Below are 14410 nucleotides of genomic sequence, written 5' to 3'. Positions count from 1 at the left end.
AGCGGCTCATTTTAGACCGTTATACAGTTCCATCCAAGGCCGAAACCGGGGGCGGGGACTAAGCCGTGCCCCCGGCCATGTTCAGGCGGCTTGCGCGAAGCTTTGGTCGCCTTCGTTGCCACCTTCCTTGTTCACCATGTCCGCCAGGTCGTGGTCGCTATTGTCGGGCGAGGTCAGCTCGTCGCCGCTTTCGGGGGCGGCGAACCGCATTTCCTCGGGCAGCCAGGCGAGCGCCCGTTCCTGGATTTCGGGCTCGATGATGACATCGCCACCGAACAACCGCTCGGCCGAGGCGGCCAGATCGTGCTTCTTCGACCCGGAATAGCGTACCCGCAACTCCAGTCCGCCAATCTCCTCGAACAAAGCGAGGATGCCAGGCTTGGTCAGCTTGTCGAAATAGGTGAGCGCCGTCGGCCGCCACCAGGCAGCGACATCGATCCCGAGCTTCCGCCCCAGATGATCGAGAAAGCCTGCCTCGCGTTGTCCGGCAGGAACGGCATGAAGCGTGCGTGCGATCACCCATCCGAGCCAGGCCGCTCGTGCATCGTCTGGCAGCGCGCAGAAGGCGTCGTAACGATCTGGAACTGCCGGGTGGTGGAGCCAGCTCCGATCAAGCGCCCCGTCAAGCTTCGTCCATTCACCCGCCGCCGCTGTTTCCGGCTTGAAATCGGGCAAGAGACGGGAAGGCACCGAAGCCCGCAGATCGCTCGGCATGTCGAAGGCCGCCAGGCGGGATTCACGATCGACCATGATGAAGGTGCCGAGATCTAACGCGAACGCGGGATCACTGGCGACGTGGACCGCAAGAAGCTCAGTCTTCATCATCGCCAGCATTTCGCGAAGGCGCAGGCTCATCACCGGGCGAGCGTTTTCGGCAGCATCGTTCTCCTGCGTTTCAACGCTGGCATTATCGTCGCCCTCGTCGCCTTCATCATCGGCCTCGCCGCTCTCCTCGTCAGACGCCGGCGCGATATAGAGTTGATGATGGATTTGCGGTGTGCCGTCTTGGCCGAGCACCACATAGCCTAGAGCGGTCGCTTTCTGCTCAGGATCGATCACAACCTCGCGCTCTACGATCGCCGTGAGTTCCGCCTGGAGGGCAGCATAGCGCTGTTCCTCATCCTCTTCCGGCTCATAGGCCTCGTTTTCGGCGAGCAGTTCGATCTCGGCAATCTCCTCCTCAATCTCCAGTTTACGCGCTTCCTGCGCCTGCGTGAGCGGTTCGGCGACGCCGGTCAGCGGTTGCATCGCATAGGTCTCCATATAGGGGATTCGCGCGCCGGTGACGATGCGTACTTCCCCCAGGCCTTCACGCTCGCGGAGTGCCTCGGCGTGCGCGGCGAGTTTCGTCTCCGCCAGATCATCGAGAATATGGGTGTCGATCCAGCGCTCGTCCGCTGCAGTGGAGAACAGGTCCGCGTCCTCTACACGGCCACCTGCCGCGATATAGGAATCCCGCCCGACCAGCAGGGCCTTGGGATCGGTTGCGCGATAGCTGTAGCCATTGAGCGCCCGCCGGATTTCATTCACATTGTCGCGGGAATAGCTGCCTCGCAACGTCTCCCAGATCGCCGTCTGACGGGCGGTGTCCGCGGTCGTCGCATAGGCCTTGGCCACGTCGAGCGTGATTTCGTCAGCCTCGAGCGCATCGAAGATCGGCTGGGCGAGGTTCGCGAGACGCAGGCGCCCGACAACAAAGCGTTCCTCGATGCCAAAGCGCTTGGCGATCTCCGCCGTGCTGCGGCCCTCGACCTCGATCAGATCGCGAAATGCCAGACAATCTTCGGCAGGCGACATCTGCAGCCGGTCATAATTTTCAGCAAGGCTGATTTCGCGGCCGTCCTTCGCTTTGGCAAGAACAAGGACGGGGACCTCATAATCGGCAGGCAGCGTTCCCTTCTCGATCAGGCGATGGATCGCATCGAGGCGGCGGCCACCGGCAGTGATGCGATAATGACCTTTCTTACGGGAGACCGGCACGCCGACGAGATTCTGGATAAGTCCATGCCCGGCGATGCTGGCTTCGAGTTCAGCGTCAGCGCGCGGATCGGTCCGCTTGCGCACATTGACGGGCGACTTGGTGAGATGGGTTGCCGGGACGAGGATGGATGGCTTGGTCATGCAACAAACTCCGCAAAAGCTGCGGCCCGCACATCGAACCGCGCATTCGCTTCCTTCCCCCTCTCCTTTCGTTTGCGCCGTTTTGAGGCGTGACGGCACAGTGCCGTGACGCTAGACACGGCAGCTGCACAATTTCAGGAGGACGTTTTATGAACAATTCCGAGCTGGCTGAAGCGCTCAGCGCCGATCATGGACTGACCAAGGCTGACGCACGCAAACTCGTTGACGCCCTGTTTGGGGTCATTGCCGACGCGGCGGCCAAAGGCGACGAGATTTCGCTGAACGGGTTCGGCAAGTTCAAGGTCAAGGACGTTGCAGCGCGCGAGGGCCGCAATCCGGCCACCGGCGAAACCATCGCCATCAAGGCGTCGAAGAAGCTGACGTTCACCCCCGCCAAGGTGATCAAGGACCGTCTTAACGGCTGACCTATATCGCTGCTCTGCTGCCAACAGGTGCAGGGCAGCGGAGCCGCATCATGGTAATCAGGCAGCGCGTGACTGCCCTTCCAGCACATCCGCCCAATCATTATTGGGCGGCGGCGGCCACGCGCTGATGATCTCAAGGCCAGGACGCTCATAGGCGAGGCTCGCATTTTTGTTGGCTTTCCATCCAGCCTCATCCCGGTCGAACAGCAGAACGAGGCGTTCGAGACTGTCGGGTAGCAGGATATGGCCGGCCCGTTCTGTCCCGAGGATCGCCCATACCGGGATCTTGTGCAGTTGCATCGCCGCCAGCGCGGTCTCGATGCCTTCGGCGAGGCCGAGCACCGAAGTGGGAGGCATGAGTTGTACCGCGCCGCGCCCCGGACGTCCGAGCATCATGCGGGGATCGGCAAGATCCTTTGCTTTGGTGGCAGTTGCGGCATCAAGGAAGGTGCGGTGGATGGCGACGAGCCGTCGTCTCTCCCGCACGGCTGCAATCATGGCGGGCCGGAACAGCGCGCGGCTGCCTCCTCCCAGCGGCGTGCGTGGATTATAGCGCAGATCATGCCAGGGCGGCGTGAGCAGGCGCCCAGACAGGTAGCTTTGCGCGGGCGTTCCCACGAGGGATGTGGATGCGTTCCATATGCGTAGGGCTGGCCCTGCACCCGCGTGAGGCGAGGGCACGTTGCGCGACAAATCGGAAATGTGTTGCTCCGAATGGGGCAGGCGTAAATGCCGGATTGCTCGCAGGACGTCTCTCGTGTCGCAACCGGCAAAGCATTTGAACAGCAGCGCGCTTTTGCCAACACGGATAGACAGGCTGGGATTATGGTCATCATGGGCGGGACATAGGCACAGACCGCGATCCATTTGCCATGTTCCGCCTAGCTTTCGGCAAAGTGCTTCGCCCTCGAATTCAAGTTTTAAAGATTTCATTGTTATAGTCTCGCATAGGTTCATCTTCCCTCTCAGCCTCCCCTCCGGTGCGATCGATCTTTTTGCACTTGAGAACCAGGCGGACTTCCGAATTGATTGGGTCTCGAGCGTTATCAGGAGTCTGACTGGATGATGCTGTTCGATCTTTTCATAATCGAGCAGTGGAATTTGGATGAAGTACTGAGGCAATTTTTTCCCAATTCCGCCGATCCGAGACCAGCGGGTGTCTATCGCAGGACCATCGAAATGTTGGGTGATGATCTACTTGATCGCATTCTCCATTCTCCTGATCGCAGGCGAAGTTTCATCAGGTTGTCGGGCCGGACGCGGGCAAAAATGGCCAAGATGATGCATAGTCTTGCGACACCGCTGCTTGAATGAGTACCCAGATGACCTGCCCCCCGTTAAACACGATGGCCCCTGCGCGTGTACAAGCGCGTCGGGAGTGATGCTCTCGTCTTGCTCGAACGCCCGACGCGTTTGTGCAGGCGTCCGATTTCCCAACGACGAGTGGGGCCGGACATTGTTGTAATCATAGCGCTAGATGGCCAGCTTCCGGCGCGCATCGGCCAGGCTCTCAAACAACTCCTCGTTGAGCAGTTCGTCGTGCAGCGAGCCGTTGAAGGACCGATGAACCCATTCTGCTGAGGTTTGCCCGGGTCGATGATATGCCACTCGACCTTTTTCTTGCCAGCCCATTCTAGGGGCGCCCGACTGACGAACTCGGTTCCGCTATCGCTGACAATGCAAGCCGATTTGCCATAGAGCCGTACCAGCGTATCGAGTTCGCGCGCCACTTGGGCACCCGAGATGCTGCTATCTCCGACCAGCCACAGGTTCTCCCGGCAGCAATCGACCAACTCACGACCTTCACTAGCCGTAATGTGAGCGGCCGCTTGTGCTGGAACCAGCCATTCGTCTCATCCAAGGTCACCACCGGCTGTTCCATGTCGCGAGGATGCAGCACGCTGATCATGAGGCTTAGCTTTTTTGGTTTTCCAGTACAGCCAGTTGAGGAAGGCGTCTGATTCCGAAAAGTTTGCGCCGCCAAGTCGCGCGCCTAAGGCTTTGATGGTTGCACAAAGTCCCTCATATCGCGCCGGTCCGATCGCCTGAAAATTGGCGAACTGGGGAGCGGCAATGCCGAGAGCCCCTAAAGCACCCACCGTGTTGCCGTTGTAGATCGCGTAGCGGTCCGGCGCGAAGTTGCAGAGGATCTCAGTCGCCATGTTGAGGCCGACGCCTGGGATTGGGTCGGCAAGCTTGCGGATCATTTCGTAACCCTCACGAGGCGGCCGTTGCGCTGCGGCCTGAGCTGACGCGAAAAGCTCGATCATCGGCTTTGGGTGGGACAGAGCCTCGGTGCCCCTCCGATGGATATCGCCCGAGCCCCATAGATGCCGACCTCCCTTGGAGGTCATCAGATCCCGCAACCCATCCTGAAAGGCGATCCGCGAGGCTTGATCGAGCCGCCCATCTTTCAACGCGGCAATGCGCCTCTGAACCTTGAGGGCTTCCGACCGACGCTGCTTCCGTTCGGCGAGATCCGACACCGCCTGTGGATCAGCAAGGTATCGCGCGTACCAGGCTTCGATTACGCGGAGGTCGAATCCAGCGGGAAGCGCGGCATCCCTCGCCTTCTCGAACTTCTTCCGTTCGCGCTCATTTATCTCATGCCTCGAGGCGTACTGCTGAAGGACCAGTGGATCTATATCTTGGAAGCGCTTTCCGACCCGATACCGATTGAAGGTATCCAACAGGGCGCGTGTAAAATCGTCTCCCTTGGTGTGGGTGACGCACATTGACAATTCGTCGTTCGACTTCAATCCGCCCTGAGTGAGGTTCGCCGAACCGATGAGAGTTCGGTAGCTGTTCCCTCGACGCGTAAGGTACGCCTTTGGATGGAAAGTTGCCGATGCCTTGTCCGCAACGCTCACTTTGCAGGCTGGATGCTGGTTTTTGAGTTCAAGGAGCCGCTCCAAAGCGGAGGGTTGGGTTAGGTAGAAGTCAGTGCCGATAAAAAGCTCAACGACGGCGCCAGCTTTAAGACGTTTCGACAGTTTTGGTGCCAAAAAGTCAGCCCCCCCAAGCTTGAGGAAAGCTACCGCGATCATGATCTCGTCGGCGTCAGCGATTATTTCAGCGATCGCCTTCGCATGATCCTCCGGTGCGTCGTTCGCAATGAGGGTTGCGGGCTCGACGCGAAGGCGAGGTTGGCGGCTCAAGTCCGGGCCTTTGAGAGTGTGAGGACGGGCGCCGACACCCTCAGCACATCGCCTGTAGTCACGAACACGACTAAACCCTTCGGAATGCCGGTAACCTCCAGATATCGGCGGACCTGCGATCGGTAGTGATCCGACGCTGCGGCGCTTGGGCTGACGTCGCTCTTCCAGTCGATCACTAGCTCGGGCTTTCCGTCCTCGCCGACGCATAGCGCATCGACGATGCCGAACGTCGCAAGGTCGACGCCGTCATCCTCGCTTAGTCCGTAGACGGGAAGTTCGGCCAGGAGTCGGGGGCGAAGCGCCGCGATCTCCGACAGCTGCAAGGTCCTCGCGACCGTGCCCGCCATTTCCTCGGCAGAGAGACCCGACATCGCGTCCCTTCCTGGTTCGCGCCCGATCGCGCGCGCCAGATCCGCCGCCCGGGCGGTGAGTGTGGACAGATCGTCCGCGGTTTCCCCGGTCAGCACCTCTTCGAACAGCTTATGGATCACGAGACCCCGTTCGCGTCCGCCTTGCGCCGAGATCGCCACGTCCGGCGCAGGCGCATTGTCGGCGGCCACGACGATCTTCGGTTCGGCGACCACCTCGAGAGGTCCCTGCGGATCCTCGTCACGGCTCGGTGCGATCCATCGGAGGCGCAGCGTCGCTGCCATTACGGCAGCGGCTTCGGCCGCGAACGTCTCGCGCGTCTGGCTATTCTCCGGATCGCTATCGACCGTCTCGAAGCCCGGCGGGTGGTGATCGATCGCGATCAACGGCAATCCGTCGAGATCGAAGTCCATCAGGCGTTCCAGCTGCTTCGCGCCGGCGCCACGTCGAGCTTGGGCAGCACGAGAAGCTCGCGCGCTCGGGTCGCTGCGACATACCAGAGACGCAGGCGCTCGCGCTCGCGCTCGGCGACCTCGGCGGTCTTGGCGTCCTCATAGCCCGCGGGCGCGACGCCGAAGATCGGCAGAAAGATTGTCTTGGTCTCGCCGTCGATGATCGGATCGCGCACTTCGTTGCCCGAGGTCATCGTGTTGATTGGTACGACGATAGGCCATTCCAATCCCTTGGACGCATGCATCGTCACTAGCGATACCGCCTCTTCCTGCGCATCGGGCCTGCCTTCCGCCGAGCGGGTCTTCCCCTCCCAGGCAGCGGTCATCGCGTCGGCGAACGCCCTGATGCCGCGCACGCCATACGGCTGCGCGAGACTCAGGAAGAGATCAACATTTGCCAACGGCCGCTCTGCCTGCCCGCCGTGTCGTTGGAGCAGAATAGGACGCACGCGGAGCAGGTCGACGGCTTCGGCGAGAAGCTGGTGCGGGGTCGTCGCGTTGATCCCGCGACGGATAGCCTGCAGCTTTTCGACGATGTCGCGCGCATACGAGTCCCCGATCGCCTCCGCCGCGAGATGGATGGTAAGCTTGGGTCGGGCATCGGGGCGCTCGGGATCACGCGGCTGACTCCAAACGAGGTCGAGCAGCTGCTCTTCGCTCAACCCGACCAGTGGCCCGCGCAGGAGTGCGACAAGCGCGAGGGTATCACGACTGTCGGCCAGTACGCGGGCGATCGCGATGAGGTCCTGCACCTCCTGCCGGCGATAGAACCCTTTCCCTGCCTGGGTCGCTACCGGCACTCCGCGCTTCTCGAGCGCCTCCTCGTAGCGCCACAATTCGGTCCCGCCCGGGGCCAGCAATGCAATGTCGCCAGGGCGGCACGGCCTCTTCGTATCAGTCTTGCGATCCACGATGATCTGGCTGCCGATCAGGCGGCTGCACATCTCAGCGACCGCCTCGGCCTCGCAGTCGCGCTGCACGCCCGCCTTGGCCTTGCCGTCCTCGTCTGCACAGGCAACGGGAAGCGTTGCGACGCACAGTCCTTCCTCGTTATCGGGATGAAAGCTGTCGAGCGCGGTGAAGCCGGGCTGCCCCTTCTCCTCCGTAAGATGGGGCGCGAAGCGCTCGTTCACATAAGTGAGGATCGCGGCACAGGACCGGAAATTGGTCGAGATCGAGAGCAGATCGTCCGGATTGAACGCGCGGATGGCTTCGCGCGCTCGCACATAGGCGGCGACGTCGGCACCGCGAAACCGGTAGATGGCCTGTTTGGGATCCCCGACCAAAAACAGTGCGCCCGGCCGGATCCGGTAGCTGACCCAGTCGAGCGGATCCGCGCCGAGAGCTGGATCGCCACACAGCCGCCAGAAGATCTCGGTCTGCAACGGATCGGTATCCTGGAATTCATCGACCAGCACATGGGCGTAGCGGCGCGATAGGGCGCCCCGAACATCGCCATGGTCGCGCAGGAGATCGCGCGCGGCAAAGATTAGGTCGTCGAAATCGAGCAGGGCGGCTGAGCGCTTATAATCGCGAAAGCCGTCCGCGATCGGCTGGATCGCGCAGATCAGCTCCGCCAGAACGTGCGCCGCAGCGCCCTGCCGCAAACGCGTCCAGCCCTCGCAGCAGGCGAGATGCAGCTCCTCGGCACGCGCATTCAACACACCACCTTCCGCCTTGGCGAGGCCCGCGGCCTTTGCGGCCGCCTCCCATTTCCCCTTTTTCTTGTAGACGCTGAACGCCCCTTTGGCGGTACAGAGCGAAGGATGCGGCAGCGACGTCAGAAGCCCGACGAGCGCCGACGACGTCTCGTCCGTCTCGGCGAACGCGACACCGGCGGCCATCTCGACATAGGCCGAAGCGCCGGCGATGCTTTCCTCTTCTTGCGCGGCCGCGCCAACGACGAAGGTGCGATATGCCTCCGTGGCGGTGCGGAACGCCGCCACCAGCGGCTGGATTGGGCCGGAGGCCGGCGGTACGAGCACACGGTTGTCGCGCAGGGCCGCGGCGGCCGTTGCGATCAGCTCGGTTGCCTTCGCCGGGTTCTGGAAGACGAGTTCCGCGACAAGGCTATCGTCGCCGACATTGAGCGTATCGCGCAGCCAGCGATCGACGATATCGCCGAACACCAGCTCGGCCTGCGCCGGATCCATCAGCGCCGCGCCTGGATCGATATTGGCCTCGACCGGATATGGCTTGATAAGCCGCTGGCAGAAGCCGTGGATCGTCGAGCAGGTGATCTCGTCGATCGAGGCAGCCGCCTCCTCGAGGCTCGCTTGCTGTTCCGCCGACAAACCGTTCGGCAAGGCGATGGCCAGTTCGCGTGGCACTCTACCGTCGAGCAGCTCGTCGACGAAGTCGCGAACGCGAGCGAGCAATTCGCTCGCCGCGAGTTCGGTGAAGGTGACTGCCGCGATCGCCTTGGGGGCGGTGCCGCCGGCCAGCAGCAGGGCAAGACGGCCGGCCATGACAGCGGTCTTGCCCGAACCGGCTCCGGCTTCGACAAGCACGGAGCGATCATGTGCGGTCATTGCAGCGAGGCGCGCGGTCTCGTCGTGCAGGGCGGGTGTAGTACCGGTCATCAGATCGCCTCCCATACGATGGCCGCATCGCCGAGAGCGACTCGCGCGTGTTCGAGTTTGCGCAGGCAATACCCGTTGGGGGCGTTCGCGGGCAGCGCGAAGCTCAGATCATCATAATCACCGCCATTGTCTGGGCCGATCAGCGCGCGCCCGGCGAGCAGGCTCGCGCGCGCCGCACGCAGATGCCCGGCAAGCTCCTCCAGGACATCGGCCGGCGCGTCGAGATGGCGGGCCTCGGTATCGCGCGGATAGAGCAAGGCCGCATCGATCTCGATATCGTCGCCGAGCAGCGCCTTGACCGCATAAGCGTAGAGGCAGCGCTGGAGCTCCTTGCCGCCCTGCAGGATGACCGGCTTTGGCGGTAGCTTTCCGCCCTTATAGTCGAGCACGCGCGCCCGTGCGGCATCGCCCGAAAGGTCGAGGCGATCAATGTAGCCCGAGATCTGAAACCCGGTGTCGGCGATCGCGACCGGTGTGGCGGGATCCCATGGGATCGCGCCGTCAGATTTCGCTGCCTGCCCGCCGAAGGGGACCTCGGTATAGCTTTTCTGATCTGCAAGCGGTGGTTCGGGATGCTGCAGCGCGTTCAGCGCGGTCTGCTTGGCATCCTCGAGTGTCCGCCGCCACACTACGAGCGGCGGGGTGGCCTGCCCGGCCTGCCACCGTGCCGTGACCGTCGCGGCACCAGCTTCGATCGCCGCGACGACCTGGTCCGGTCGCGCGCGGGCCAGTCCTCCCTCCCCCTCGAGCAACCGCACGGCATGATCCAGCGTATCGTGGAGCAAGATGCCGCTCTGCCGCGCATCCAGTACCAGCGCCTCCTCCGCGCTCTCCGGTGCCCTGATCCCAAGCGCGTAGGTCCAGGTGAAGCCGAGCGGGTTGCGCAGCAGTTTGGCGAGCGAGCTCGCCGACTGCCGTCGTTCAAGCGCCGCCAGCACCGCCGGATGGTCGCCGCGCACCAGGCCATCATGGGCGGTGACGGTCGGGCGCTGCCAATCCTGCCAGCATGCCGTCGCCGAGAGCGCCTGCGCAAAGGCACCGAAATCGACCGGACGCGCGACGAGACGGTCAGTCTCGCTCATCGCGTGTGCCGGTCGACAGTTGCGGCGGACATAGCGGGCCACGGGCTGGCCACGCAGCAACGGACTCTTGCCAAGCAGGCGACCCTCGCCGTCACGACGCGGCCGGGACAGCACGACCTGCGCGGCTGTAGTACAAAGGATCGTCTCGAAGTCGCGGCGATCGGCGGCGGTCACCGGCAGCGAATCCAGTTCGCTGGTCGGAACGATGTGATCCGATAGCAGGGGGTCTTCCGAGATCCGCCGCGGCCAGCCGGTCGAGGTGAGACCAAGGAGGCGCACGAATTTGCGCGGCGAAGCCGCCAGTGCCGACGCCGGCATCCAGACGACCGAAACGCAGGCTTCGCACGCATCTTCCTGGCGAAGGCTGTCGATGGTGACATCGATGGCTGCCGGGCTTCCGGCAAGCAGTGCCTTGCGCCAAATGCGCAAGGCACCGCCCGAGAGGAACGCGCGCCCGATCTCTTCGGCCTGCGGGATGCCGCCCGAAAGCGTGTCGACGATCGCGCGCAACGCCGGTGCATGGTCGATACCGTCCGGCCAGCGATCGGGCGTCAAAGCGCCAAGGAGCCGCGTCCAGGCGTCGGCGCAGGAGAGCGGCGCATCGGGTAGGAGCACGCGTTGCCAACCATCCGGCAGAGCTTTGAACAATCCCCTTCCGGCCAGCAACGTCGCAAGACGACGCAGATGCGCCTGCGACACGCCCCGCACCAGTATGTCAGCGAGCGCGGCGGCCGTCTGACCGTCACGCGTCGTAACGACGCGAATGCTGTGGACGAAGTGCAGATCGATATTGGCGTCGGCCCTCAGTGCCATGAATTCATCGTCATAGACTGCAGGCGCCGCTGCCGCGATCGCGATCTCGGACGGTTTGGCCGTGCCACTCGCAATCAGCTCACGAGCCCAGCGCAAAGCCTCGATCGCTTCGTGGTAACCATTGGCAGCGCTCACTGCCTCGATCTGCGGTGTGTTCGGCGCTGACCGGATGATCTCGACCGGCGAGCCGTCGAGCCAAGCGGGCACAGAGCGCGGGCCGGCGTGCCAGCGAACCGGCACCGCTTTCGCCAGACCGAACAACAGGTCGCGCCAACACGGCGACAGCTCGCTGATGCCCTGAATATGGATCTCGCCGAACAACGCAGGCGCGTGTTGGAGACGGTCCATTGCGTGAGAGGCCAGATCGACCGGCCGGAGCATGGCGGGCGGCAGCACGGCCAGCACGGCCTCCTCGAGGGTCGCCATAGCGGCGAGCCGGGGATGGTTGGCCGCTCGTGCCGAGAGATCGATCCCGGTGCGCCAGACCTTGTGCAGCGTATCGGCCGTGGCTCCGACCATGCCAGGCAGCAGCTTGATGGTGTCGAGTTCGCCCAGATCGGTTTCCGGGAGCACGCGCTGGATCGCATCGCGGAGCGATTCGGCGTCAATGGGCTGCGCGAAGCCGCCGGCGAGGCGTGCCGCCAGTTGCTCGAACGCCATTACCTGGGTGCCGTGGTGCTGGTTGCGGGCGGCGTCGAGACGGATCTCACGGGACGCGAGACGACCGTGTACGATATAGGTCTGCCGCTGCATGAGACACTTTCGACTGTTGCCAATCTTTCGAGAGTAGATGGCAGGTGAGTATGGATCAACGACGGACTTGCCTGATCCCTGGCAACCACGACGTGCGGTCGAACTGCACGCCGGTTTTCGCTTCGACTCGTACGATAGACCCCGTTGCGATGCCGTTCTTAGCGCCAACGCCGACGGTACCAGCGGTCGCACTCTTGTCCTAACACTTCGCGGCGATATGCGAGTTCGGTTAGGAAAGGATTGATGTCCCACGCCATGCCGTTCCCGCAGGCGACAGGTGCGACCAGCTTAGGCCGTTCCGTTGCAGTGCTGGAAATGTCGGCTCTTGCCAACACCTACCGTTCTTCCTTCCGAGAACTGGCAGCCGGGCTCCTCACGATGCCTTGTTCAGCTCCAGAAAATTTGAGGAGTTGCTTGCAGCTCAACGCATACGCGTTGCTACGATGACCCCATCTTCAATTTTCAAATCTATCGAGAGGGGGGCGTCGTGAGTGGAGATATCCGTGCCGATTGTTTGGAGGCCATCGAACACAATCGCGCTTTGAGCGGAGATGCGGTCTAACACAGCGTTTTCGTTGCGCAAAATTTTGGAGCGTTCATTAGCACTGGTGACGGCTTTGATTTTCTCGCGGAGGAGTTGGTCCAGCGCAATGGCTGCCTCGCCCTGCGGCAGCAAGGCTAGTACAGAGGCTCTGATATCCTGAAGCCGATCCCATTTACACTGTTCTCGGTCGGGGAAGGCAGAGAAGAGCTGCCAGCCACAGGCGCGCGCGCGTAAGCACAGCAGCATTTCGCGATAGAGTTTGTCCAGTGCTGACTGCTGCTCATACAACGCCTTTATATACTTACCCTGTCGGACCCACTCCTCATCTTTCAGGATCTTCAGGGCTTCGGTTTGGCTGCGGATGTCGATGGCAAGATGGTCCTGCACCTCCAGCAGCTTGGTCTCGTGCATTTCAATGACGTGAACCACCTCATCCGAGAGCTCTCCGGACAGCACGGACCCAGCAATCTGTTCAAAGTAGCGGATCGATCCTGTCAGGACCGATCGACGCTCGTTTTTTTTGAAACGTAGCGACATCCTCGATGGCTTCCTTGATGTCCGAGAGCTTCTCGCTGATGTCGGCGAGATGTTTTTGCGCCAACACAGCAGATGCGATATTGAGAGCCGCGCCGGAAGTGGCTAGGACCAAAAGCTTCCCGACATCGAGTTTGGTGGCTCCGGCGAGTTCGTTCGTGCCGATTTTGCGGAGTGTGCCGATAAGGCCACCGTGTTTGACGCTCTCCACCAATTTGGTTCCAGCCGGGCTCACATTCATGTAATTGCTGGTCCCAACCTCTACGGCCATCGCCATGCCAGGTACCACCTGCAAAAGGGGATTTAACCGGCTAATGCCGGTGTCATCCTTGCTGACCTTGCGCCATCCAGCTTCCGAATCCGGTGGACTGATCTGGGCAAGCGTAAGGACAGGTGTTCCACTATCATTACTGATGACCAAAGCCTCAGCGTTACTGATAGGCGCTGGTGTCGAGTTTACCGCCTTGGTTCCCTTACTCGCGCGCGCAACTTCAGTATGCGTCCCGCATAGGAAAGCGATTTGCAAAAGGCAGGCGGCCAGAGGAGGCCATTCTGCGGCGCTCAAAAAACTGCGGGCACCCTCGGCAGCTGCTTGACGAGATGGGGTGGTTGCCGCCCTCCCCAGACGGCACTGAGATGTGCCAGGATAGTGGAATTAGGACCACTGAGCGGAAAGGACGGCAATCGTGTCAAAAGATACAATGATCGGCGTGGACTTGGCAAAGTCCGTGTTTCAGCTTCATGCAGCGTCAATGACAGGCGAACCCAAGTTTCGGAAAAAGCTTCCGCGTTCAGCCTTCGCCGCATTTATGGCAGCGCAACCGTCGGCGGTGATCGTGATGGAAGCATGTGGCAGTGCGCATTATTGGGCCCGGGAAATGATCCGGCTTGGCCACGAGGTCAAACTTATCGCACCACACTATGTTAAGCCGTTCGTGAAGCGACAGAAAAAATGATGCCGCTGACGCTGAAGCGATCGTAATTGCGGCTCAACGACCAGAGATGCGGTTTGTTGATCCAAAGTCGGAAGAGCAGCAAAGCAGGGCGATTCTATTTCGCGGAAGAGAACGGCTGGTTCATCAACGCACGGAACTGGTCAATGCCGTAAGGGCGGCGCTCTATGAATATGGTCATGTTGTCCCCCCAAGGCATAAATCAGCTCTGCAGGATTGCGGACATTTCTTGATGAGCTTAACAGCGATTTTGCCCCGTTTTTGATGCGGGGAGGAATGCCGAGATCTAYTGGCACAGATCGCTGAGAAAACTGAGCGTATCAATATACGGACAAAGAAGATCAAAGCGCTGGCGGCTGAAACTGACGCGGCCAAGCGGCTACAGACGATTCCGGGAGTTGGCCCTTTAACAGCCTTAGCGGTCGAGGCCTTCGCYCCATCAATGGAGAGCTTCCGATGCGGGCGGGACTTCGCGGCCTGGCTCGGTCTTGTCCCGCGACAATTCTCCTCGGGCGGAAAGGAGCGCCTTGGACGTATTTCGAAAGCGGGTCAGGCYGATATCCGCAGACTGCTTTTATCATAGGTGCAATGTCCCGTCTGAATTTGGATGGGTCGAAGATCGAT

10 protein-coding genes and 3 pseudogenes are annotated in these 14410 nt (G+C 61.6%); 4 read left to right on the top strand and 9 right to left on the bottom strand.

Translation table 11 applies throughout. From position 1 onward, the window contains the following. Nucleotides 1-81: 81 nt before the first annotated feature. On the bottom strand, nt 82-2121 hold the full coding sequence (locus tag BF95_RS15375) for a ParB/RepB/Spo0J family partition protein (protein WP_043152328.1): 2040 nt from the start codon (nt 2119-2121) through the stop codon (nt 82-84). 149 nt (nt 2122-2270) lie between these two features. On the opposite strand from BF95_RS15375, the gene BF95_RS15370 reads away from it, so the two are divergent. Further along, entirely contained in the window at nt 2271-2546 is a 276-nt protein-coding gene (locus BF95_RS15370) for an HU family DNA-binding protein (RefSeq protein ID WP_043152326.1), read from the top strand. Between the two features lie 57 nt (nt 2547-2603). Here the strand turns inward: BF95_RS15370 and BF95_RS15365 are convergent, their stop codons facing one another. Then, on the bottom strand, nt 2604-3413 hold the full coding sequence (locus BF95_RS15365; RefSeq protein WP_235209780.1) for a DUF7146 domain-containing protein: 810 nt from the start codon (nt 3411-3413) through the stop codon (nt 2604-2606). A gap of 195 nt (nt 3414-3608) precedes the next feature. Here BF95_RS15365 and BF95_RS28105 point away from each other — a divergent pair, with 195 nt between their 5' ends. Continuing rightward, nucleotides 3609-3860, top strand: coding sequence for a hypothetical protein (locus BF95_RS28105; RefSeq protein ID WP_162472458.1), 252 nt, complete (start codon nt 3609-3611; stop codon nt 3858-3860). A gap of 51 nt (nt 3861-3911) precedes the next feature. Here the strand turns inward: BF95_RS28105 and BF95_RS15355 are convergent. From BF95_RS15355 to BF95_RS27420, 7 genes and pseudogenes are all read right to left on the bottom strand, one after another. Beyond that, nucleotides 3912-4333, bottom strand: a pseudogene (locus BF95_RS15355) (integrase core domain-containing protein); the annotation flags it as partial. 66 nt (nt 4334-4399) lie between these two features. After that, nucleotides 4400-5704: a phospholipase D-like domain-containing protein gene (locus BF95_RS15350; RefSeq protein ID WP_043152320.1), complete on the bottom strand. Its 1305-nt coding sequence runs from the start codon at nt 5702-5704 to the stop codon at nt 4400-4402. Continuing rightward, nucleotides 5701-6486: a hypothetical protein gene (locus tag BF95_RS28330; protein ID WP_200866980.1), complete on the bottom strand. Its 786-nt coding sequence runs from the start codon at nt 6484-6486 to the stop codon at nt 5701-5703. The genes BF95_RS15350 and BF95_RS28330 overlap by 4 nt, the downstream gene beginning before the upstream one ends. Further along, nucleotides 6486-9107: a UvrD-helicase domain-containing protein gene (locus tag BF95_RS15345; RefSeq protein WP_200866979.1), complete on the bottom strand. Its 2622-nt coding sequence runs from the start codon at nt 9105-9107 to the stop codon at nt 6486-6488. The genes BF95_RS28330 and BF95_RS15345 overlap by 1 nt, the downstream gene beginning before the upstream one ends. Beyond that, entirely contained in the window at nt 9107-11755 is a 2649-nt protein-coding gene (locus tag BF95_RS15340) for a PD-(D/E)XK nuclease family protein (RefSeq protein ID WP_043152318.1), read from the bottom strand. The genes BF95_RS15345 and BF95_RS15340 overlap by 1 nt, the downstream gene beginning before the upstream one ends. A 421-nt stretch (nt 11756-12176) precedes the next feature. Then, the gene (locus BF95_RS15335) at nt 12177-12836 is read right to left on the bottom strand and encodes a hypothetical protein (RefSeq protein WP_152542749.1); all 660 of its coding nucleotides are present in this window, start codon (nt 12834-12836) and stop codon (nt 12177-12179) included. Then, a complete protein-coding gene (locus tag BF95_RS27420; protein ID WP_152542747.1) occupies nt 12772-13398 on the bottom strand; it encodes a hypothetical protein in 627 nt (208 codons plus the stop codon). Before BF95_RS27420 ends, BF95_RS15335 begins: the two co-directional genes overlap by 65 nt. Nucleotides 13399-13681: 283 nt before the next feature. Between BF95_RS27420 and BF95_RS31110 the strand changes: the two are divergent. Then, nucleotides 13682-13971, top strand: a pseudogene (locus BF95_RS31110) (IS110 family transposase); the annotation flags it as partial. A gap of 191 nt (nt 13972-14162) precedes the next feature. Further along, nucleotides 14163-14363 (top strand): annotated as a pseudogene (locus BF95_RS31105) (transposase); the annotation flags it as partial. Nucleotides 14364-14410: the final 47 nt, after the last annotated feature.

This window comes from Sphingobium sp. Ant17 (assembly GCF_000588875.1).
In the GTDB taxonomy this organism is placed as follows: Bacteria; Pseudomonadota; Alphaproteobacteria; order Sphingomonadales; family Sphingomonadaceae; genus Sphingobium.
The sequence above is the reverse complement of the archived record's forward strand: the minus strand, read 5'-3'. Positions and strand labels throughout refer to the sequence as shown.